This is a genomic window from Rhodanobacter sp. OR87, from assembly GCF_000473345.1.
Classification (GTDB): Bacteria; Pseudomonadota; Gammaproteobacteria; order Xanthomonadales; family Rhodanobacteraceae; genus Rhodanobacter; species Rhodanobacter denitrificans.
In genome coordinates this window covers 36961-58102 of record NZ_AXBJ01000024.1, presented here as the reverse complement: position 1 = coordinate 58102, position 21142 = coordinate 36961, and the positions used below count along the sequence as shown (strand labels likewise).

Below are 21142 nucleotides of genomic sequence, written 5' to 3'. Positions count from 1 at the left end.
GGCCCCTACGCGCACCTCATTACACCGCGCGGTAATCCTGGTACGACTTTTCCTCGACCAGCTGCGAACCGAGCTTGAGATTGATCTCGCGCTTGAACGCGGCGCGCTCGTCGTTGCGAAAATACACCGAACGCGCCAGCTCGATGAACTCGGCATCGAACGCCTGCGCCTTCTCCTTCAGGCGGATGCGGTCCTCGATGTCCCACAGCAGCTCGTTGACCGCCAGCAAATGCGCGCGCTCGCCGGAAATGTCGGTGCGCGAGGCCGCGTCATGGGCCCAGGTCGCGTTGAGCAGGTCCAGCTCGTTGCGCACGTTGGCCAGCTTGGCCGCGTCGGCGATCCGCCGCGACTTGATTTCCAGGATGGTGATCTTGTCGATCAGCTCGCCGTAGGACACCGGGGTCTGGATCAGGCTCATGGTCTTGGCTTCCGTCAAAAAAGGATGAGTCACGCCGCCGGGCGAAGTGCGCCCTGCTGCACCAGCGCGCAGACCGTGCGCACGTCGCCGTCCATCGCGCGGTCGCGATGCATGAAGCCGATGTGCTGGCGCAGGGTCGCGTGGGCGGTACGCACGGCGGCGCCGGCATGGAAATCGCCGGCATGGGCCAGCGCCGCGGCGAGCTGCTGCACTTCGGCGACGAACTGGGCGTAGTGCGGCTGGTCCTCGCGTGGCGCGTTGGCGATCTTCGCCGCCAGCGCCGGCCAGCCGCCACGGCTGGCCAGCCGGCGCGCCGCGTTCAGCATTTCCTGGCGGTAGTCCAGCGCCTGCGCGGCGGTGTACAGCTCCAGCGCCAGCACGTGAGCGAGATCCTCCATCATCTCCAGCACGTGGCGCGCCTCGTTCGCGCCCATCGAGACGTGATCCTCGGCGTTCGCGCTGGTCGGCACGGAGTACACGCTGGCCGGATGCGCGCGCGTGGCGAGGTCGTTGACCAGCGCCGCGGCGGTGTACTGCACGATCATGAAGCCGGAGTCGGTGCCGTCCTCGTTGCCGGTGAGGAAGGCCGGCAGGCCGTCGTTGGTGGCCGGGTCGACCAGCTTGTTGAGGCGCCGCTCGGAGATCGAGGCGAGCACCGGGATCGCCGCCTTCACGTAGCTCATCGCCAACGCCAGCGGCATGCCGTGGAAGTGGCCGGCCGAGATCACCTGCTCCTCGATGAACGGCGCATCGTCGTTGTCCGGGAAGATCAGCGGGTTGTCGGTGACCGCGTTCAGCTCGATGTCGATCACCCGGCACGCCTGCGCCCACGCATCGCGCACCGCGCCGTGCACCTGCGGCATGCAGCGCAGGCTGTAGGCATCCTGCGGCTGGTGTTTCTTGCCGCCCTTGAACGGCAGGAAGCGGCGGTAGAACGCCTCGCGGCCGTGGCGCTGGTTGGCCGGCACCCAGTCCCAGCCGATGTCGAAGCTGAGCGCCTGGTCGTCCGGCTCGCTCCACGCCTCGGCGCTCCACGGCTTGAAGCGTGGCACCAGGTGGTAGGGGATGTCGAGCAGGGTGGAATCGCCCAGCAGTTCGCGCACGTGTGCCGCGGTCTCCACCTGGCCCGGGTGCGGGCGCAGCGCGTGGACGTCCGCGCGCAGGGCGCCGCTGCGACCGGCGAAGGCATCCAGCGTCATCGCCGCGGCGAGGTCGGCGGTATCCAGCAGATGCTCCAGCGCATCCAGCGCCAGCGCGGCGGTCGCCAGCATCTGCGCGGTGCCGTTGTTGAGCGCCAGGCCTTCCTTGAATGACAGCCGGATCGGCGCGAGCCCGGCGCGCTTCAGCGCCTCGGCGCCGCTGATCCGCTCGCCCTGGTAGAACGCCTCGCCGCCGCCGAGCAGCACGATCGCCAGGTGCGACAGCGGTGCCAGGTCGCCACTGGCGCCGACCGAGCCCTTCTCCGGCACCACCGGCACCACGCCGGCGTTGAGCATCGCCGCGAGCGCTTCGAGCGTGCTCACGCGAATGCCGGAGTGACCGCGCATCAGCGTGTTGATGCGGATCAGCAGCATCGCCCGCACCACGTCCTCGCCGAACGGTTTGCCCACGCATACGGCGTGGGTGATGATCAGGTTGTGCTGCAGCTCCTCCAGCAGCGTGCCCTCGGGCGCGTGCGGATTCCCGCCCGGCAACTCGTCGCGCACGCGATGCGCGCCGAGCAGCTTGTCGGCGTTGCTGCCGAAGCCGGTGGTGACGCCGTAGGTCGGTTCGCCGCAGCTGACCTTGTCGGCGAGAAAATCGGCGGCGCGCTGCACCCGCGCGAGTCCGGCCGGGGCCAGCGTAACCTTGTTGCCGTGGCGCGCCACCGCCACCAGCTGGGCGCGGGTGAGGCTGTTGCCGTCGAGGACGATGGTATCGGTTGTGCTCACTGCTGCCTCATGGATGGATTGCGTCGTCTGTCATGGATCACCGGGAAGGTGGCACTCAGCCCATCGCCGCGGCCTGCTCCAGCTCCACCCGCAGCGTCTTGACCAGTTCGCCGCGCGCCACCTCGAACTGGTCCTCGCGGCGCAGGTCCTTCACCGTCACCACGCCGCGGGCCAGTTCGTCCTCGCCCAGCACCACCACGAAGCGGATGCCGGCGCGGTCGGCGTACTTGAACTGCCTGCCCAGCTTGCCGCCTTCCAGCACCACCTCGGTGGCGATGCCGGCACCACGCAACTCGCCGGCCAGCGCCAGGTAGGCCGGCAGCTGCGCCTCGTCCATCTGGGTCACCAGCACGTCGACGGTGCTCTTCGCCGTATCGATCAGGCCGGCGTCGCGCAGCTGCCAGTACAACCGGGTCAGGCCGATCGAGATGCCGACGCCGGGCAGGTGCGACTTGGTGTACTGGCCGGCCAGGTTCTCGTAGCGCCCGCCGGAGCAGATCGAACCGATCTGCGGGTGGTCGTTCAGCGTGGTCTCGTAGACCGTGCCGGTGTAGTAGTCGAGACCGCGGGCGATTGACAGGTTCAGCGCGTAGTGCGTCTGTGGCACGCCGAACGCGTGGATCAGGCCCAGCACTTCCTTCAGTTCGCTGCGCCCCTGCTCCATCGCTTCCGGGCCGGCGCCGAGCGCATCGAGCTTGTCCAGCGCATCCTGCAGCGTGGTGGAACGCACCTGCACGAAGGCGAGGATCTTCGCCGCCACCTCGGCGCTCAGGCCGAACGCTTCGCCGGTCAGCGTGTCGCGCACGTAGTCGGCGCCGCGCTTGTCCAGCTTGTCCACCTCGCGCAGCACCAGCATCTGCTGCTCGCCATCGACGATGCCCAGGCTCTCGAAGTAGCCGCGCATCAGCTTGCGGTTGTTGAGCTGGATGGTGAACGGCCCGATCGCCAGCTCGCGGAACACGCTGTAGATCACCGCCGGGATCTCGGCGTCGTAGCGCACCGACAGCGTGTCCTTGCCGATCACGTCGATGTCGCACTGGTAGAACTCGCGGAAGCGCCCGCGCTGCGCGCGTTCGCCGCGGTACACCTTCTGCATCTGGTAGCGGCGGAACGGGAAGCTGAGGTCGCGCTCATGCTCGGCCACGTAGCGCGCCAGCGGCACGGTGAGGTCGAAGCGCAGCGCCAGTTCGGGTGTGCCCTCGTCGGCCTTGCCCAGCGCGCCGGTGGACTGCACGAAGTACACCTGCCGCTCGGTCTCGCCACCGCTCTTGGTCAGCAGCACGTCGGAGTATTCGATCACCGGCGTCTCGACCGGGAGGAAACCGAAGCGCTCGTAGTTGCGGCGGATCACGTCGAGCATGCGCTGGAACGCGATCTGGTCGAGCGGCAGCAGCTCGAGCACGCCGGGCATGGTGCGGGCCGGGGTAAGCGCCATGGAATCCTCTACTGACGATGGGAGACGTTCCGTCGCGTGACAGGCCGCACGACGGCAGCCGTCAAGATTAACAGAACGCCGCCGCCCTTCCCCAGCGGATCGTCCAGCGGATGCATCGAAGCTGTTGCCAAGCCCCCGATCGGCGATTAAGATACGCGGCTTCCCACGGGGTGTAGCTCAGCCTGGTAGAGCGCTACGTTCGGGACGTAGAAGTCGCAGGTTCGAATCCTGTCACCCCGACCAGATCACGAAAAAGGCCACCCTTCACCGGGTGGCCTTTTTCGTGGCGGCGGATGCCGGCAAACGCGACGTGCGTTGACGTCGATCAATACGGCAGCGGTGGAACGGGACGGTAATGCACTCTCCCCTGGCTCCCTCCCCGGAGGTGTGCGATGAGCGACAAACAATTGCGGCAGGACGTGATCGACGAGCTGGACTTCGAGCCCAGCATCGATGCGGCGGACATCGGCGTGACATGCGAGAACGGAGTGATCACGCTCTCCGGACACGTCCCGAGCTACACGCAAAAGGTCGCCGCCGAACGTGCCGCATGGCGCGTCAAGGGCGTCAAGGCGATCGCGCAGGAAATCCAGGTGCGCTTCGCCGCGGCCAAGAAGACCAACGACGATGAGATTGCCCAGCGCGCGCTCAACATCCTCGCCTGGAGCTCGCCCTCGCCGCATGACGCGGTGCATGTGAAGGTCCAGGACGGCTGGGTCACGCTGACCGGCGAGGTGCGCTGGAACTACCAGCGCGAGGCAGCGGAAGCCAGCGTTCGCCGCTTGTCGGGCGTGCTCGGGGTGACCAACGCGATCGCGCTGACGCCGGCGGCGATTCCTGCCGACGTCGAGGAACGCATCCGCAACGCGCTGCGGCGCCAGGCCGAAATCGAGGCGGCCAGGATCCGCGTCGTGGTCGACGACGGCGGCACGGTGAGCATCGAGGGCGACGTCGACAACTGGGAGGAGCGCCGCGCGGTCGAGCGTGCCGCATGGTCCACGCCCGGCGTGCGCATGGTCGAGGACCATCTGCGGATCAGTTGAGCCGGCAGCGGCGCAAGGATCGGCGCCTGGGGTGCCGATCCCGGCGGCCGCGCCATGCGTCAGCCGGGCTGGCAGGTCAGCACCGCAGCACCGCGAATACGGCCGTGGCGCAGGTCGGACAGCGCCTCATTCGCCCGATCGAGCGGGTATGCGACGGTGGTGGTCGCCACGCCCGCCTGCGGCACCACGGCGAAGAAGTCCTTCGCGTCCCCGCGGGTCAGGTTCGCCACCGACAGCAACTGCCGTTCCTCCCATAGCAGCCGGTAGGGAAACGCCGGGATCTGCGACATGTGGATGCCGCCGCACACGACGCGGCCGCCCTTGCGCACCGCCTGCAGGGCCAGCGGTATCAGGCCGCCGTCCGGCGCGAACACGATCGCCGCATCCAGCCATTGCGGCGGCCGATCGAGGGAGCTGCCTGCCCACGCCGCTCCCAGCGAGCGCGCAAACGCCTGCCCTTCAGCATCGCCTGGCCGGGTGAACGCAAACACCCGGCGGCCCTGCCAGCGCGCGACCTGGGCAATGACGTGCGCCGCCGCGCCGAAGCCGTACAGGCCCAGCGCATCGGCCGCGCCCGCCTTCGACAGGCAGCGCCAGCCGATCAGGCCCGCGCACAGCAACGGCGCCAGCGCCACCGGGTCGGCGTGGCGGTCCAGCGGAATGCAGTAGGCCGCCTCGGCGACCACATGGCTGGCGAATCCGCCCGGGCGCGTGTAACCGGTGAACTGCGGCGCATCGCACAGGTTCTCGGCGCCCATGATGCAGTACCGGCACACACCGCAGGCGTGCCCCAGCCACGGCACGCCGACCCGGTCGCCGGCGGCCGGAGTCGTCACGCCCTCACCCAGCGCCTCGACGATGCCGACGATCTGGTGCCCCGGGATGACCGGCGGCGTCACCTGCGGCAGTTCGCCGTCGACCACGTGAAGGTCGGTGCGGCACACCCCGCAGGCCTCGACGCGCAAGCGGACCTCCCCCGCCGCCGGCTGCGGGTCGGGCAGTTCCCGCAAGCTCAGCGGCTGGCCGATGGCGGTCAGTACCATGGCGAACACGGCAGTTCTCCTGCGGCGTCGTGCGTGATGGAAGCGAACGTCGGCGGCGGCCACGGAGGACCTCCAAGCGCCGCTCCGGAGCGGCCTGCCGCACGCGCGTCAGAGCCAGCGCGCGAACCAGTCGGCAGCGATGGCCGCCACCTGTTCCAACGCGCCGGGTTCCTCGAACAAATGGGTGGCCCCCGGCACCACGGTGAGGCTCGCGCCCTGCGGCATCGCCGCCTGGGCCGCCCGGTTGAGCTCCAGCACCTGCAGGTCGGCGCCTCCCACGATCAGCAGCGTCGGCGCCTGCACGCGCGACAGACTGGACGTGTCGGCCAGATCCGGGCGTCCGCCGCGCGATACCACCGCGTCGATCTCGCCGGGCCGGGCCGCGGCCACCATCAACGCAGCAGCGGCGCCCGTGCTCGCGCCGAACAGGCCGCGCGGCAGATCGCGCAGGGCGACCTGCTGCCGCGCCCATTGCACGGCCGCGTCCAGTCGCCGGGCGAGTCGCGGCACGTCGAAGCGCGCGGCCGTGTCGCGATCCTCCTGCGGCGTCAGCAGGTCGAAGAGCAGCGTGGAGAAACCGCGTCGATTCAGTACGGAGGCGACGTAACGGTTGCGCGTGCTGTGCCGGCTGCTGCCGCTGCCATGCACGAACAGCACCAGGCCGCGCGGCGACGGCGGGGAGACGAGGTCGCCCTCGAGCACCACCTGCCCGGCGGGGATATGAACCGGGCCTTCCGGCGGCAGCGACGCCGGTGCCCCCTTGGCGGCCGGGCCGGCCAGCAGGGCGATCACCTCTTCGTCGGCGACACTGTCGAAATCGAGATAGTGCGAACCGACCGCATGGAACGGGCGCGGCGTCGCCAGGCAAACGACCTCGTCGGCCAGGGCGGACACGCGCGCCAGGCTGTCCGCCGCGGCCACCGGTACCGCGCAGACCAGTCGCGCCGGCCCCTGCGCGCGAACCGCCCGCAATGCCGCCACCATCGTGGCGCCGGTCGCCAGGCCGTCATCGACCACGATGACCATCCGCCCGGCGAGAACCGTCGCAGGCCGGCCGGGGCGGTAGCGCGCACGACGCTCGCGGATCAGCGCCAACTCGCGCTGCGCGACGCGCCGGGTATAGGCGGTGTCGGCGCCCGCCTCGGCGGCGTATTCATTGAGCAGCACGCTGCCGTGTTCGTCCACCGCGCCGATGGCGAACTCGGGGTTGCCCGGTGCGCCGAGCTTGCGCACCAGCACCACGTCCAGCTCGCCACCCAGCGCGTCGGCGACTACCAGCCCCATCGGCACCGCGCCGCGCGGAATCGCCAGCACCACCGGCTGCGTGCCCCGGTAGTGGGCCAGCGCGTCGGCCAGTTGCCGGCCGGCATCGTCGCGATCGAGAAACGGCAGTGAGACCATCGGGATGCACTCCAGCGCGGCGCCGCACGGCACCGGCGGCAGCCAGCGTGCCTGTGGCGTACTGTGTGCCATCCGCCGCCGCACTTGTTGACCTGCATCAACATGGCACCCGGTTCCGCTGCCAAGCTGGCGCCATCGCCGCTGCGGCGACCGCGTGTATGGAGGCGCCCGTGATCGTCCGCCACCCTCCCCTGCTCGACGCCATCCGCGACGCGGCAGTGCCGCTCGACGGCGACGATCGCGACTACGATCCGCTGCTGCGCATGGTGGGCGAACGCCCCTTCGTGCTGCTGGGCGAGGCCACCCACGGCACGCACGAGTTCTACGCGATGCGCGAGGAGATCACCCGCCGGCTGATCGGGGAACTGGGTTTCGATGCGGTGGCGGTGGAAGCCGACTGGCCCGACGCGTACCGCCTCAATCGCCACGTCCGCGGCGTCGGCGACGCCTCGATCGACGAGGCATTCGGCGACTTCCGGCGCTTCCCGACCTGGATGTGGCGCAACCACGCGGTACGCGGATTCATCCAGTGGCTGCGGGCCCGCAATGCCGGGCTTCCGGCCGCCGCGCGGGCCGGCTTCTACGGCCTGGACCTGTACAGCCTGTACCGCTCGGCCGACGCGGTGATCGACTACCTCGAAGCGGTCGACCCCGACCAGGCCATGCTCGCGCGCCGGCTCTATGTCGCGCTGGACCACGTACGCGAACCGCAGACCTACGGCTTCGAGGCCGCCACCGGCCTGCGCCCGCCCTGCCGCGACGCCGCCGCGGCCCTGCTCGTCGAACTGCTGCGCAAGGCACCGGCCTACCTGGCCGAAGACGGCCCGGCGGCGCGCGACGAACAGTTCTTCGCCGAACGCAACGCGCACGTCGTGCTGCATGCCGAGCAGTACTACCGCGCCATGTTCGGCGGCCGCAGCAACACCTGGAACCTGCGCGACGCGCACATGGTAGACACGCTGTTCGCCCTGCGCCGGCACCTGCGCGCACAGGGGCGGCAGGGCCGCATCGTGGTGTGGGCGCACAACTCGCATCTGGGCGACGCCCGCGCCACGCAGATGGGCGAGCGCGGCGAATGGAACGTCGGTCAGCTGCTGCGCGAGCAGGCCGGCGCTGCGCAGGCCCTGCTGGTCGGTTTCACCACCTATACCGGCCACGTCACCGCCGCGCACGACTGGGACGCGCCGGCCGAAAGGCGCTGGGTGCGCCCCGCGCACAAGGACAGCTGCGAGCACCTGCTCTACACCAGCGGCCTGGACCGCTTCTTCCTGCCGCTGTCCGGCACGCTGGCCGAAGGGCTGACCGCGCCGCTGCTCGAACGGGCCATCGGCGTGGTGTACCGGCCCGAGACGGAGCTGGCCAGCCATTACTTCAGCGCCTCGCTGAGCCGGCAATTCGACGCCCTGTTCCACCTCGACGAGACCAGCGCGGTCGAGCCGCTCGACATCACCGAACACTGGACCCGCCACGAGCCACCGGACACCTACCCTTCGGGCCTGTAGGCAACGACGAACCGTTACCGCTTCGCCTCAACGCGCGGCCGCTGGCGGGACCAGTGCGGCCAGTCGGTCGAGTTCCGCCTCGACGAAGCCGGCCTGCAGCCGCGCCGGGCGGTTGAACGGGCCGCGCAGGCCGACGCCCATGCAGTCGCGCAGCAGGGTGAAGAACGTCTCGATCGGGTCGAGGCCGTCGCGCTCGCAGCAGTGGCGGTACCAGCGGGTACCGGCGGCGACATGGGCCACTTCCTCGCGCAGGATCACTTCCAGGATCGCCACCGTGCGCTCGTCGCCGAGTCCGCGCAGCCGTTCGATCATGCCGGGGGTGACGTCCAGCCCGCGCGCTTCCAGCACGCGCGGCACCAGCGCCATCCGCGCGGTGTCGCTGCCGGCCGTCTTCGCGGCCATCTCCCACAGGCCGTCGTGCGCGTCGAAGTCGCCGTAGGCGTGGCCCAGCTCGGCTAGCCGGTCGGACAGCAGGGCGAAATGACGCGCCTCGTCGTGGGCGCAGCTGGCCCAGTCGCGGTAATAGTCCGCCGGCATGCCGCGGAACCGATACACCGCATCCCACGCCAGGTTGATGGCACTTCCCATTTACGCGGTGTGGCTTTGCTTGGTGCCGAAGGCACGGCGAACCGCTCCACGCTGTGGCCGTAGATCCTTCTTTTCCTACTGATAAACCGCTCTCAAGATACAAGAAAAGCGCCTCTCGGCGCTTTCTTCTTGGTGTCGCTGGGTTGGTTCAAGTCTTTGAGCGAAGGTTATCAAAGTCTTTCTCTGTCCACCCTTCAGTTCCGGGGAAAAGTTCGGGATGTTCAAGTGGGTCAATGCCTACCGAGTAGTCTGTAAGTAATTTAATCTCCATCAAGTCGGCATCTTTTTCACATGTCATTTGGCTTGAATATTTCCACATTAGATATGTGGAAACTGGTATTTTCCCTTGCTTAAAGCACATAAACACTACCTTCATGAGATGTGCCTTTTCCTCTTCATTCATTTCACTAAGGGGCTTTATTCTATCATCTGCATCTAAAATATTCATATTATTCACCATTCTCAATAATTCCAGCCAGCTTCATCACAACAATCGCTTGGTCTTTATTTTCAATTCCTCGAACACTGTGGACAACGTCTGAGGGCCTAATATTCTTACCTTTCTCACTCAATCTCTTTTCCAATGATTTTGTATGTTCAACTTTCTTCTTTAAGTCATCAACAACGTCTGTACCGATGATTAAGAAAATGTCGTTCAAATGTATTTCAACCATCCTCAAAGCCCATGCCATATCCTCAGCGTCAATTTCAAGGTTCTCTTTACCTAGAATAACATGGTAAATCACTGCATATGAAAAAGCCTTGAAAAGATTTCTGCGGTAGAATGATCCCGGTATTTTTTTTGAGAAATGTTGTTGAAAACCCATCTTAAACAAAAGTTCAGCATCCTTGGTGAACCAAAAGTTTTTACCATTAAGTTCTAACTCATCAATCTTCTTAAATGCGTCAATTAGGTATCCATCCATTTCCTTGTAGTTGTATAAAGGGTAATCCTTAATTTCCCTTTCTGGATCGGGCTTAGCCCTAATCAACCCGAACCTTTGACAAAAGCCATCGGTAAGGCTTTCTTCATCTATTGACTTAATGAAGCTCTCGACGGTATTCATACCAAGAATGCTCATCACTGGTTTTTCAATAACTAAGTCTCCGCCCTTTTTTGTGCTTCGTGTTATTGGATCTTGCGAATACATCTTGAGGAGGTAACTTTTTATTTCAAATAAAGGGTGTCCCATTTGCTGACAACCTTTCAAAAATTGGGCGCACTCATCAAGAAACCAAAGCGCATAACCGTCCTTATCCAATAAATCTTTTAGATGTTCAAAGAACTTGGCACCGCTTGCGACTTCAAGAAAATTACACTTTACATTTGAATATTTGGCTAATTTAGTAACACTAAATGATTTGGCAGCACCGCTATCGGCCACAACAATATTCCATAAAAATGGAATGAACCCATCTCCCAATTCTTCACTGCCATAAGTTACACCACCTTTTAGTAAGTATCCGCTGACAAAGTGGAAATATGACATTAAACAAAGCTCAAGGGGTGAATCGGTTGCTGCCTGAAAAGCTTGAAGGACTTTTTCTAATCCTGATGCTGGAGGAACAACTGCCCAAATCCTTTCTGATTCTTTTATTGGCTTTTCGTAAGTTAGCCAACCTTTCATTTCGTCAATGTGTGTCTTATTGTCGATTAGATATTTAGTAAAGCCTGCTGGTTTTTTGACTTTCTTTTTTGGTTTTAGATCTGAAACCGATGCTCTAAACTTCCCCATGATTTTCACCTTATAATTGTTCTTGTATCCTTATGGTACTGTATTTTTAGACTTTTAATTATTTTTGTCTAAATTATTCTCGGTGACCTAATTTAGTCCTCTATCTCTTCTTTTTCTCAATGCCTCAAGAATGGCTATCTTATGCCATTCCTATTTTTACCCCCCACCCCCCTGTCTAAACGTCTAAAATTGGGCTAATTCAGCATCCAAAACCCCTATCTTATGCCATTTTTTACTGGATTTTGTTTAGACAAAAAGCGTCTACAATAGCGTCTAAACGTTGCCTCAATATTCTCTTTATTCTTGGCAATAAAAAAGCCGCCTTTCGGCAGCTTTCTTATACAAGTAACAATTATGGTATCCCTATGGTAACCGATATTTCAAAAATTAGATCTTAAATCTCGATGATCTTTTTTTTTGAACTTCTTCCCTTACTTCTTTCCTGAGCTTGCTCGGTGCTTTGCTCCATCTATCTTTCCTTGCCACCCGCAAGACTTCCCTTTCCACCGCTGTGGCCTCTGGTTCCTCTCTGGGTGCCTGCTGTTGCTCCTCCATGACTTGGGAAGCCTTCTTAATCATCAATGGGTCAATGCCTGACAGCTGGACCTGGGGAACGGCTGGCGCTACCTCCACCGCTACCGCTGGCGCTGTCGTCAGCTTTTCGTACTCTTCCCGATAGATCCTATCAACCTCATCCCTATCTTCCTTGGTGATGAAATTATAGACACCATCGCTTAGATCCTTCATTGCCAAACTTTCTTTTAGTCCCTCGATGATTTCTTCTTTTCCATAGAGTTTGAAATTATCTTTATGTCGAGTATATGCTACTAGACCCATGTTTCGGTTAACTTGGCTGTCGCAGTAAAAATAGCAATCATCAATGCTTTTTCCCTGACTTTTATGCACTGTAACTGCATAGTTAAGTTGTAATTGGTCAAAGTTATCGGGGACGCTTACACGCTTCCCAGCCTCATCTCCTGAATCCATTTGAACCAAAAGCCTACCTTGGGCATCTTGCCCAACCACGGTACCCTCGTCGCCGTTGATAACCTTAACATTGCCGTTGGCATCCGTTAGCCTTCGTCTTTTGTTGAACCTGACCTTATCGCCTTCTCGATATTCGTAATCCCCGATAGTGTTTAATGGCGCTTCGCTCCTTTCTCCCTTCTTGACAAGTTCCTGCTGGATCATTTGGTTCAAATATTTCACACCATCGTTAGTCGTAGCCATGACCAATTTATCCGCGTAATCCTTTTTGTTCTTAACATAGTCCTTGGCTATCGCCTCAATTGCATGAGCCTCACTTTCGCACTTCTCCACCATATCAAGGCTTTTCATATCCTCAACCATCTTTTTTGCATCTTTCTTGGTGTTTATGTTGTAAAAATTATCCCCTAATCTTTTAGCCGCAATCTTCTTTTGGCGTCGTATCTCTGTAAGTTCTGCGGGTCGTGTACAGCGGTCTAATATTTTGAGGCCCGATCCGGCTCCGACTGGAGAAAGTTGGTCGTAATCGCCTCCAAAAGACATCCGACAACCCGTTCTTCTTTGAATATCGATCAACTTCCAAGTTGTTTCAATATCAACCATGCCCACCTCATCGGTATAGATGAAAGTGTTGCTATCTGGCTTGATTACTCCTCTCTCATAGTCACTTAAAAACTTGGCAATGGAGGTACTCTTCATCCCTGTATCCTCTTCCAAATGTCGAGCCGCATCAGCTGATACCGCTACTCCATAGCATTTCCATCCTTCCTTTGCGAAAGATTGGGCTACCACTTGGCAAGCGGTCGTCTTACCTGTGCCAGCTAATCCGCGAAGGACGGTTATATTTTCTTTGCCTGTAAGGGCCTTGATTGCTTCAAGTTGCTCTTTGGAAGGTGGAAAGCCTCGCTCCTTTTGGAACTTCTCAACCATGTCCCCGATAGTCTTTTTTGGGATCTGATTTTTGCCAATGATAGAGTTGGCTTTTTTCACCGTCTCCATGATGATTTTGTCGTATACAGCTAGCTTTTTTGAGCAATAAAGCCTCTCTCCCAAGCCATTTTCCTTATCTAAATGGGTAATTAAATCTCCCTCAATAATCCTTTTTGCTGTTTCATCTATCTTCTGGATAGCGTCTGGGTGGCCTGTATACATTTGGCAAATCACTGCTTTAATGTCGTACTCGGTTACAAATGTCTTCTTTTTGAGGTCGTGGACATAGTCCAAGATTTGCTGATCATCGACAATCTGTGAAAGTTCATCTTTTTGATTGCTTTTGAATTGGAACTGATCAGCTGGCATAGCGTTCATTTGCCATTTCCAATCGTCCAACATCTCGGCGTAGGACATAATTCCTTTACTGCTTCTTATCTTTTTGAGGTACTTTTTAATATCCTTTGCGTCAATCTTCTCTTTTAGCATGTAATCCATCACTTCCATTTTTCTTTTTGAAAAGGCCTTCATCGCCTCTTCACCCACTCCCTGAACTTCCATTTCTACTTTATCGGTCGGGCCAAACTCACCCATCTCCCTAATATTTTTTATTCCCAATCCGGCTTTTTGGAGACCTTCCGCCAATTTGGCTCGGTATAGCGCTCCGCCATATTTCACTTGCTGATTGATAGAAAGCTGCTCCATCGCCCGACATTTTCCGCTGGCGTCGATACCGAAATTAAATAAAATCGCATGGGTATGTAATTGAGGGTCTGGCGAATTATCGCCCACTGGTCTAGCGTCAAAATGATCAATCATGGCATAGCATAATTTGTTGTTCTTGTTCTTCTTTACTCCACTCCTCCCTGACCGTGTTACTGCTCCTTTCCCCATCTCTTCCATCGCATAAGACACCGCCTCTCGATGGGCTTTGAGCATGGCATCTGCAAGCGCTGTATCTCCGTCAATCTTGGCTTTAGCCAAAGCGACTGATAGGCTTTTTGGAGCACTAAATGTGCAATCTAACCCTGCGCGTCTTTCCTTGCCCTCTCCAATTTTCTTATCACCCTCCTCCAATTTTCTTGCATTCTTCCCTTTGACCTTATCGCCTTTTTGAAACTTTTTCTTTTGGACTTGGGTTAAAGGTTTGCTTGTGAGCGGATGGATACCGTCGTAAAGTTGGGTAAATATCTCCTTATTGTCCTCAAAATTTCCATCCAATCCCCACTCTTTTGCTGCTTCTCCTGCCAACCTAAAGGAATTAGGGAATGGTGAAAATCCATCTTTTTTTGCGTAGTAGTCGGTGGCGCTATTGGGTGTTTCGTTGACCTGGACTACATCGTTAAGTATGTATTCTCGAAAGTCGTCTCCACTTAAATTGGTTACTGTTAACATAATGATTGCCCATTTTTCTTGTTATTCTTGTGTTCCTATTTCTTCAAATAGTTCTTTTAGTGGTTCTTCCCTTTTCCTTTCTTGAAGTTTTTCGATGATGGTTTTTATCGCCTCATCTGCAAAATCATCAATGCATATTCTTGCCTGCTCTTTGCTATTTCTTAATTGTTCTTGGATGAATTGCTTAACTGCTGGAGCGTTAAACTCTTGGTTTTTTTTGGAATCCCGAACTGGGTAACCTGTCCTTTTTTTGATTAGTTCTATCTCTTCATTGGTCAGCTCGATCCAAAAGCGCTTTGTATTTTTGGTGTTTTTGGCTTTTTCATTACCCCCGTTTGATACCGTTCTCTCCTCTCCCTGCTGGGTATGCTTGCCCTCTATATTTTCTATAATTTTGGCTTCATTCTGGGTAGCCTTGCCCCCTTGTTCTTGATTGTTCATTTGGTAAATGCCTCATGTTTTCTTTTCTCTATGGTACTTGATTTTTGCGATTTTAATTTTTACCATCTCGATGGTGCGTGTGGTCTATTTTATTTGGCGCTTTTGATTTTCGCTTTTCGCTTTTGTCAGTGCTTTTTTCAGTAAATCCAAATGCCCTCCTTTGTGCTGGGTAGCCTTGCCCTTCCTTGGTAAGTCTTAAAGCTGGGTAGCCTTGCCTTATGTTTTCCAAAGGCATAAAAAAAGGCTCCTTGCGGAACCTTTGCCTTTTTGCTAGCCTCAAACTTTACCGATGGGACAGGAGAAAGTGATGGCTGTGGATTTGGAGAAATTGCTTGGAAGTTTGAGCGCTCAAGAAATAAAGGACGCTTTGAACATCTTGGCTACTCGTGAAGAAAAGGCACGAGAAGAATTGAGGAATGAAGCTGTAAAGGTAATTCGTACAAAGTTTGAGGATTATGTTGATCAAGGTATTGACTTCTCCCCGACTGACTTTTCCTTTATCTTCAGGGTCAAGTCTGGCAAGCCGACAAAAGCCAAAACCACCAAGACCTCAAAGCCGTCCGATCCTAATGCTCCTCCTATGACTATTAGGAAGTTCAAAGGCAAAGTGTATCCCGTGGTTCGCGGTAAACCGATTGATCCCATCTTTGCTGGAATGTCCAAAGAGGAATTGGATAACCTCAAAGAACCCAACCCCGAATATAAAAAATACATGGATGAGAAGAGTAAGGCTGGCAAATAAGTTGACCCCCTCGACTTCGTCGGTCCCCCAAGGGGGACTATTAACGGTGCTTCGCACATTGGAAAAGCTAAAAGCCAAAGCTGGTTAACATCTAGAAATAAATGAGCCGTAGGCCAATGGGGCTCAGCCCCCTTTATAGCCCCCTTGGGGGCCGCCGTAGGCGGGGGGTGCTTTTCCCTTCCATGACCTCAATGATATTAAAGCCGAACTTCTCCACCATGTCTTTGGCTCGGGTTCCTCGGTTAGTCTTGGGGTACTGATATTGTCTATACCATATTTTTTCGTGGTTTTTGTAAATAGTTAGGTAGCCTGTGCCTCCCTCCTTATTGAAGTGGAAAAATAGACTGATCCCTAGACTTTGAAGGATGGCGCTAAGTTCAAGCCTTCCTTTTTCTGTCTCCATTTTTTCCACCAAGTCCTCAATGGTGATTTCTTCCTCCTCAACCTCTTTGGCTTTGGCTCCTTCAAAAGCTTTCTTGGTAATCTCTAATTGTTTTGAGACTTGCTTGACTTTTTCGATCAAGATTTTTGGAATAGGGAAGATGTCCAATTCTTCCATCTGTAAAGATACTGCCTTCTCATCTCGCACAGCTTTATAGTAAGCCTCCTCGAGCTTCTCCAGGTCGTCGCCTTGCTTTTCCTTACCATCGGCAAGGATACCTGTCAGCTTGCCTCCTACGCCTCCTCGGTGGCTCTCTGTAACCTCACGGCTGGCACCCAATCCCGCAAGCATGGCAAAATAAAGAAACTCATAAAAAGCCACATCGAACGGCATTTGCCAAATGCAGATTGGGCAATGATAGATCCTAAAAAACTGGATGTTAGTTTGGTTAGGATTTTTGGATTGTTGGTAAAAGAGTGGTGAGTGGCAAGTATGGCAAAAAATCATCTTGGCAAAAATGTTGCTGAAGTTAGATGATCGCCTGCCTCCGCTCTTTTGAAAACTCCGGGCTTCCATGGAAACAATGGCGCGATTGAATAACTCCTCTTTGACAACTTGAGGATAAAATCCCTCGATAGTCTCAACTATCTTTTGCCTCCTTCTTTTGGCGATGACCTCCCCTTTTTCAATTACTTCTGTATAGATGTTGGCCGTTCGTGAGTGGATACCCAAAACCCACTTTTTTGACAATAGGGCGTGAACCTTGGATTTGTTCCATTGATAAGTTGAATATTTGTTGACTACTGAAATTGCTTTATTCACACCGCTCAAAGCGATGACCTCCAGCAACTCCTCAACCTCTTCTTTTTCTTTTTGGTTGATTTGGTATTGACCATCCACAATGGTTAGACCAAAAGGCGCTATGCTTTGAAATAGTGTCTTTTCTTTGTTGGCTGTCCTTCTTTTCCAAGCCTCTTTTATCCGTAGGCTTTTAGTTTCACTTTCATTTTTTGCTCTTTCGGCAATCAAGCCGATCATTAAAAAATCTTCAAGCCGACTATTTACATAAAGCCTTTTGTCAAAGGTGGTGTAAAGGTTAATCCCCTTCTTCAGCAAGCCTCTTATTAGGTCGGTAGCGACTTCCCAGCCTTCGCGGGTAAGTCTGTCGATGCTCTCGCAAACAATGTAGTCACCGGGCTTTATTTTGCCTTTGGCGACGTCTTGGAGCATGGTTGCCAGCTCGCCGTTGATCCGGTTTTTGCCGGAGAAACTGCTGACCCCTTCATCTACATAGTTTCGTACCAGCTCAACCTTGGGGTAGCTGGTCTTGAAGTCGTCAAGCCCTGCGGTCTGGCGGGTAAGGCTGTCGCCCTCGCCTTGCACCGCTGTTGACCACCGAATGTATGCGTAAGCCCTTGCCATTGCTAGGTTCCTGCCTCTTCGCCTAGCTGGAATTTACATCATATAAATCGGCGGGGCTAGCTTGATCGCGTTGAACTCGATATGCGCCACCGCGTGCACCAGCGCCGCGCGGCCTTCCGCGCTGCCCAGGCCGCGCTGCGGAAGCTGGCGCGCACTGACCAGCCGCGGCTTCGCCGGGCGACCGGGCGGGCCGATCGGCACCGGCGGCGGCGCGGCGGCGTCCGCACGCAACTCGCCACGCTCGAAGGCCTGCCAGGTCGCGTGCGTCAGGCGGAGCTTCTCGTCCGGCGCGCTGGCGTCGAGGCAGGCTTTGGCGGCGGTGTGCAGATCGGTCACGACGAACCCTGCAGGAGCGCACCTTGTGAGCGATGCTTTTCCGTCACGTGACGAACCGCTATCGCGCACGACCGAAGGAAGCCCCTTGCGGACAAGGTGCGTTCCTGCGCGTGCGATGCGGGGCTCAGCCGGCCCGCCGCGCGGCCTTGGCGTCGTCCGAGCGCAGCATCTCGATCTGTTCCAGGTAACTCCGGTCCAGGCCGGTGACGTATTCGCCGGAGAAGCACGAGGTGTCGAACTGCTTCAGTTCCTCGTTGCCGTCCTGCACCGCCCAGATCAGGTCCTTGAGATCCTGGTAGATCAGCCAGTCGGCGCCGATCGTCCGCTCGATCTCCTTTTCGGTGTGCCCGGCGGCGACCAGCTCCGAGGCCGACGGCATGTCGATGCCGTACACGTTCGGGTAGCGCACCGGTGGCGCGGCGGAGGCGAAGTAGACGTTCCTGGCGCCGGCGTCGCGGGCCATCTGGATGATCTGCTTTGAGGTGGTGCCGCGCACGATCGAGTCGTCCACCAGCAGCACGTTCTTCTTGCGGAATTCCAGGTCGATCGCGTTGAGCTTGCGGCGTACCGATTTCACCCGCTCGCCCTGCCCCGGCATGATGAAGGTGCGGCCGATGTAGCGGTTCTTGACGAAGCCCTCGCGGAACGGCACGCCGAGCGCGCCAGCCAGCGCGCTGGCGGCGGTGCGTGCGGTGTCGGGGATCGGGATCACCGCGTCGATGCCGTGGTCGGGCCGCTCGCGCAGGATCTTCGCGGCCAGCTTCTCGCCCATGCGCAGGCGCGCCTTGTACACCGAGACGTCCTCGATCATCGAGTCCGGCCGCGCCAGGTAGACGTACTCGAAGATGCACGGCGTGTGCGGCGCGCCCTCGGCACAGCGGCGGGTATGCAACTGGCCGTCGTCGGTGATGATCACCGCCTCGCCCGGCGCCACGTCGCGGATGCGCTTGAAGCCGAGGATGTCCAGCGCCACCGATTCGGACGCCACCGCGTACTCGCGGCCCTCGCCGTTGACCCGCTCGCCCAGCACCAGCGGGCGGATGCCGTTGGGGTCGCGGAACGCGATCAGGCCGTAGCCCAGCAGCAGCGCGATGCAGGCGTAACCGCCGCGGGCACGCGCGTGCACGCCGGCCACCGCCTTGAAGATGTGGTCCGGGGTCAGCGCCATGCGGTCCTGGATCTGCAGCTCGTGCGCCAGCACGTTCAGCAGCACTTCGGAATCCGAGTCGGTGTTGATGTGGCGGCGGTCGTCCTGGAACATCTCGCGGCGCAGCGCATCGGTGTTGACCAGGTTGCCGTTGTGCGCGAACGCGATGCCGTACGGCGAGTTGACGTAGAACGGCTGCGCCTCGGCCGAGCCTTCCGAGCCGGCGGTGGGGTAGCGGCAGTGGCCGATGCCGATGCGCCCGCGCAAGCCGCTCATCGCGCTCTGCCCGAACACGTCGCGCACCAGCCCGTTGCCCTTGTGCAGGCGCAGCCGCGCACCGTCCACCGTGGCGATGCCGGCCGCATCCTGGCCGCGGTGCTGCAGCACCGTCAGCCCGTCATAGAGCGCCGATGCCACTTCGGTGGTACCGACAATGCCGATGATTCCGCACATGGTTTGTTGCCTGCTTCAGAGGATGATTCAGAAAGTCCGCGGCGGCACGGCCGTGCCGGTCGTCGCCGGATGCCGCGCGCTCGCCGCCGGTGCGGGCGCTGTACCCGAGATGGGGGCCGTCAACGCCGCCGGCAAGCCGGACAGACGGCCGAGCGTCGCCGGCGGATGGAGGTATTCGCGCACGCCCGGCGGCACCTGCTGGCCCAGCCAGGCCGCCACGTGCTGGAAGCGCGGCAGCAGCACCGACTGCCGCCACCATGGATCGCGCGTGAACGCGGTGAAGCCGATCAGGAACACCGCCACGGTCACCAGCAGCACGCCGCGCACGAAGCCGAACAGCATGCCCAGCAGGCGGTCGGTGCCGGACAACCCGGTGCTCTGGACCAGTTTGCCGATCACGAAGCGCAGCAGCGCGCCGAGGATCAGCACGGCGACGAAGCACAGCCCGTAGGCCACGATGATCCGCGCCGACGGCAGCTCGATCACGTGCTCCAGCCGCGCGGCCGCGGCGGGGCCGAGCAGCCACGCCACCCAGAACGCGGCGACCCAGATCGCCAATGCCAGCACTTCGGAGATCAGGCCGCGCCACAGCCCGACGAAGACCGACAGGGCCAGCACGCCTAGGATGATGTAGTCGGTCCAGTTCACCTGCTTGCCCCGTCAGTCCGCGTGCCGGAACCGGCGCTCAGGGTACCGGCACGACGTTGCCGTCGATGCCCAGCTTCGCCTTGATCTGGTCGTGCACCCGCTGCGCGTCGCCGCGCTGAGTCTGCGGACCGGCGCGCACGCGCCACAGACGCCTGCCGCCGGACTGCACCGAATCGACGAAGCCGTCGAAGCCGTTCGCACGCAACTTGTCGCGCAGCGCATTCGCATCGGCCTGGTCGCTCATCGCCGCCAGTTGCACGGCCCAGCCGCCGGCCCTGGCAGTGCTCGTGGCCGCCGGCGGCGGCGTCGCCGCCGTGCCGCTTTCGTGGCTGGCGTCCTGTTCGAGCCGGGCCGGCACGCCGGGGATCGACTGGGTGATCTTCAAGCGCGCGGCTTCGGCCGCGGCGCGCGTTTCGAACGGCCCGGCGATGACCAGGGTGCGCGGCTGGCCGACCTGGGTGATGGCGTGGCCGCCGACCGGATAACCCAGCGCCCGCACGCGGCGCACCAGGTTGGCGGCGCCGGCGGCATTGGCGTAGGCGCTGAGGTTCAGCGTGTAGTTGCCGCGTCCCGCGGCCGGCGCGGGCACAGGCGCAGGCGCAGTAGCCACCGGCGCCGCGGCCGGGGCCGCCGGCCTGGGCGGCGGCGTGATCGCCACCGTGTGCGGCTTCGTCGCCGGCGCCGTGCTGGTGTTCGCGCCGGCCGCCGGCGGGTTGGCCTGCTGAGGAATCACCGGCTGGCCCGGCGAGGTACCCGAACCGGTGGTCACCGTGGTCGGTTGCGGCGGCTTGCCTGCTTCGGGATCGGTCTCGACGTCGCGCGGGCGACTGGAGCCGATGTTCACCGTGGCCAGCCGGTCGCTCGAGGCCGGCGTCGCCGACGGCGTCGACTGGCCCGCGGCGCTCGAAGCGCCTGCCGGGGCATCCGGCGCCAGGCTCATGGTGCGGGTCTGCAGGTCGCGGTCGGGCGCCGGCGGGATCGCCAGGCTGACCGCCTGGTCGCCGCCCGGCGCCGGCGGGGTGCTGGAAAAGAACATCGGCACGAACAGGACCGCCAGCGCAATCAGGACGGCGGCTCCCAGCAGGCGTGTTTTCAAGTTTTCGCTCCAGGGCGGCAAACGCGGTGCACAACGGCGCGATTATACCTGCCCGCGCCGGACGCC

The 21142-nt window shown here is 59.6% G+C and carries 16 protein-coding genes, 1 tRNA gene and 2 pseudogenes; 4 read left to right on the top strand and 15 right to left on the bottom strand.

What is annotated here, in order from left to right:
- Nucleotides 1–19: 19 nt before the first annotated feature.
- Genes RHOOR87_RS0115705 through hisS form a run of 3 tightly spaced genes read right to left on the bottom strand, consistent with a single transcriptional unit; the run spans nt 20 to nt 3784 of the window.
- Entirely contained in the window at nt 20–418 is a 399-nt protein-coding gene (locus RHOOR87_RS0115705) for a DUF6165 family protein (RefSeq protein WP_015447390.1), read from the bottom strand.
- A gap of 29 nt (nt 419–447) precedes the next feature.
- Nucleotides 448–2349, bottom strand: coding sequence for an aromatic amino acid lyase (locus tag RHOOR87_RS0115700; RefSeq protein WP_015447389.1), 1902 nt, complete (start codon nt 2347–2349; stop codon nt 448–450).
- Nucleotides 2350–2404: 55 nt separating this feature from the next.
- Complete coding sequence (hisS, locus tag RHOOR87_RS0115695) at nt 2405–3784, bottom strand: histidine--tRNA ligase (protein WP_007513134.1); 1380 nt, start codon at nt 3782–3784, stop codon at nt 2405–2407.
- 166 nt (nt 3785–3950) lie between these two features.
- Here hisS and RHOOR87_RS0115690 point away from each other — a divergent pair.
- Together RHOOR87_RS0115690 and RHOOR87_RS0115685 are read left to right on the top strand one after the other, a co-directional pair.
- A tRNA-Pro gene (locus tag RHOOR87_RS0115690) sits at nt 3951–4027 on the top strand.
- A 149-nt stretch (nt 4028–4176) separates the two neighbouring features.
- Nucleotides 4177–4827 carry a BON domain-containing protein gene (locus RHOOR87_RS0115685; protein ID WP_007513113.1) on the top strand — a complete coding sequence of 217 codons (651 nt, stop codon included), beginning with the start codon at nt 4177–4179 and terminating at the stop codon, nt 4825–4827.
- 59 nt (nt 4828–4886) lie between these two features.
- On the opposite strand, the gene RHOOR87_RS0115680 is transcribed toward RHOOR87_RS0115685, so the two are convergent.
- Nucleotides 4887–5870 carry a zinc-dependent alcohol dehydrogenase family protein gene (locus RHOOR87_RS0115680; protein ID WP_231381813.1) on the bottom strand — a complete coding sequence of 328 codons (984 nt, stop codon included), beginning with the start codon at nt 5868–5870 and terminating at the stop codon, nt 4887–4889.
- 108 nt (nt 5871–5978) lie between these two features.
- Entirely contained in the window at nt 5979–7343 is a 1365-nt protein-coding gene (locus tag RHOOR87_RS0115675; RefSeq protein WP_231381811.1) for an alpha/beta fold hydrolase, read from the bottom strand.
- 98 nt (nt 7344–7441) lie between these two features.
- Here RHOOR87_RS0115675 and RHOOR87_RS0115670 point away from each other — a divergent pair, with 98 nt between their 5' ends.
- Nucleotides 7442–8773 (top strand): erythromycin esterase family protein, encoded by a 1332-nt coding sequence (locus RHOOR87_RS0115670; RefSeq protein ID WP_231381810.1) that lies wholly within the window; start codon nt 7442–7444, stop codon nt 8771–8773.
- A gap of 27 nt (nt 8774–8800) precedes the next feature.
- On the opposite strand, the pseudogene RHOOR87_RS19325 reads toward RHOOR87_RS0115670, so the two are convergent.
- The 5 genes and pseudogenes from RHOOR87_RS19325 to RHOOR87_RS20480 all read right to left on the bottom strand — a co-directional run.
- Nucleotides 8801–9355, bottom strand: a pseudogene (locus RHOOR87_RS19325) (ferritin-like domain-containing protein); the annotation flags it as partial.
- Between the two features lie 154 nt (nt 9356–9509).
- Nucleotides 9510–9809 carry a hypothetical protein gene (locus tag RHOOR87_RS20485; protein ID WP_153021644.1) on the bottom strand — a complete coding sequence of 100 codons (300 nt, stop codon included), beginning with the start codon at nt 9807–9809 and terminating at the stop codon, nt 9510–9512.
- 1 nt (nt 9810) lies between these two features.
- Nucleotides 9811–11097: a DUF3987 domain-containing protein gene (locus RHOOR87_RS19980; protein ID WP_081700014.1), complete on the bottom strand. Its 1287-nt coding sequence runs from the start codon at nt 11095–11097 to the stop codon at nt 9811–9813.
- Between the two features lie 387 nt (nt 11098–11484).
- Complete coding sequence (gene mobF, locus RHOOR87_RS19975) at nt 11485–14409, bottom strand: MobF family relaxase (RefSeq protein ID WP_081700013.1); 2925 nt, start codon at nt 14407–14409, stop codon at nt 11485–11487.
- A gap of 21 nt (nt 14410–14430) precedes the next feature.
- Nucleotides 14431–14850: a hypothetical protein gene (locus RHOOR87_RS20480; RefSeq protein ID WP_153021660.1), complete on the bottom strand. Its 420-nt coding sequence runs from the start codon at nt 14848–14850 to the stop codon at nt 14431–14433.
- 307 nt (nt 14851–15157) lie between these two features.
- Between RHOOR87_RS20480 and RHOOR87_RS20475 the strand changes: the two genes are divergently transcribed.
- Entirely contained in the window at nt 15158–15592 is a 435-nt protein-coding gene (locus tag RHOOR87_RS20475) for a hypothetical protein (protein ID WP_153021661.1), read from the top strand.
- A 133-nt stretch (nt 15593–15725) separates the two neighbouring features.
- Here the strand turns inward: RHOOR87_RS20475 and RHOOR87_RS19970 are convergent, their stop codons facing one another.
- The 5 genes and pseudogenes from RHOOR87_RS19970 to RHOOR87_RS0115635 form a co-directional block, all read right to left on the bottom strand.
- A complete protein-coding gene (locus tag RHOOR87_RS19970) occupies nt 15726–17396 on the bottom strand; it encodes a recombinase family protein (protein ID WP_081700012.1) in 1671 nt (556 codons plus the stop codon).
- A 54-nt stretch (nt 17397–17450) separates the two neighbouring features.
- Nucleotides 17451–17732, bottom strand: a pseudogene (locus tag RHOOR87_RS0115650) (DUF455 family protein); the annotation flags it as partial.
- 124 nt (nt 17733–17856) lie between these two features.
- The gene (gene purF, locus RHOOR87_RS0115645) at nt 17857–19332 is read right to left on the bottom strand and encodes an amidophosphoribosyltransferase (protein WP_007513103.1); all 1476 of its coding nucleotides are present in this window, start codon (nt 19330–19332) and stop codon (nt 17857–17859) included.
- 27 nt (nt 19333–19359) lie between these two features.
- Nucleotides 19360–19980: a CvpA family protein gene (locus RHOOR87_RS0115640; RefSeq protein WP_007513101.1), complete on the bottom strand. Its 621-nt coding sequence runs from the start codon at nt 19978–19980 to the stop codon at nt 19360–19362.
- Between the two features lie 37 nt (nt 19981–20017).
- Nucleotides 20018–21076, bottom strand: coding sequence for an SPOR domain-containing protein (locus RHOOR87_RS0115635; RefSeq protein ID WP_027485545.1), 1059 nt, complete (start codon nt 21074–21076; stop codon nt 20018–20020).
- Nucleotides 21077–21142 lie beyond the last annotated feature (66 nt).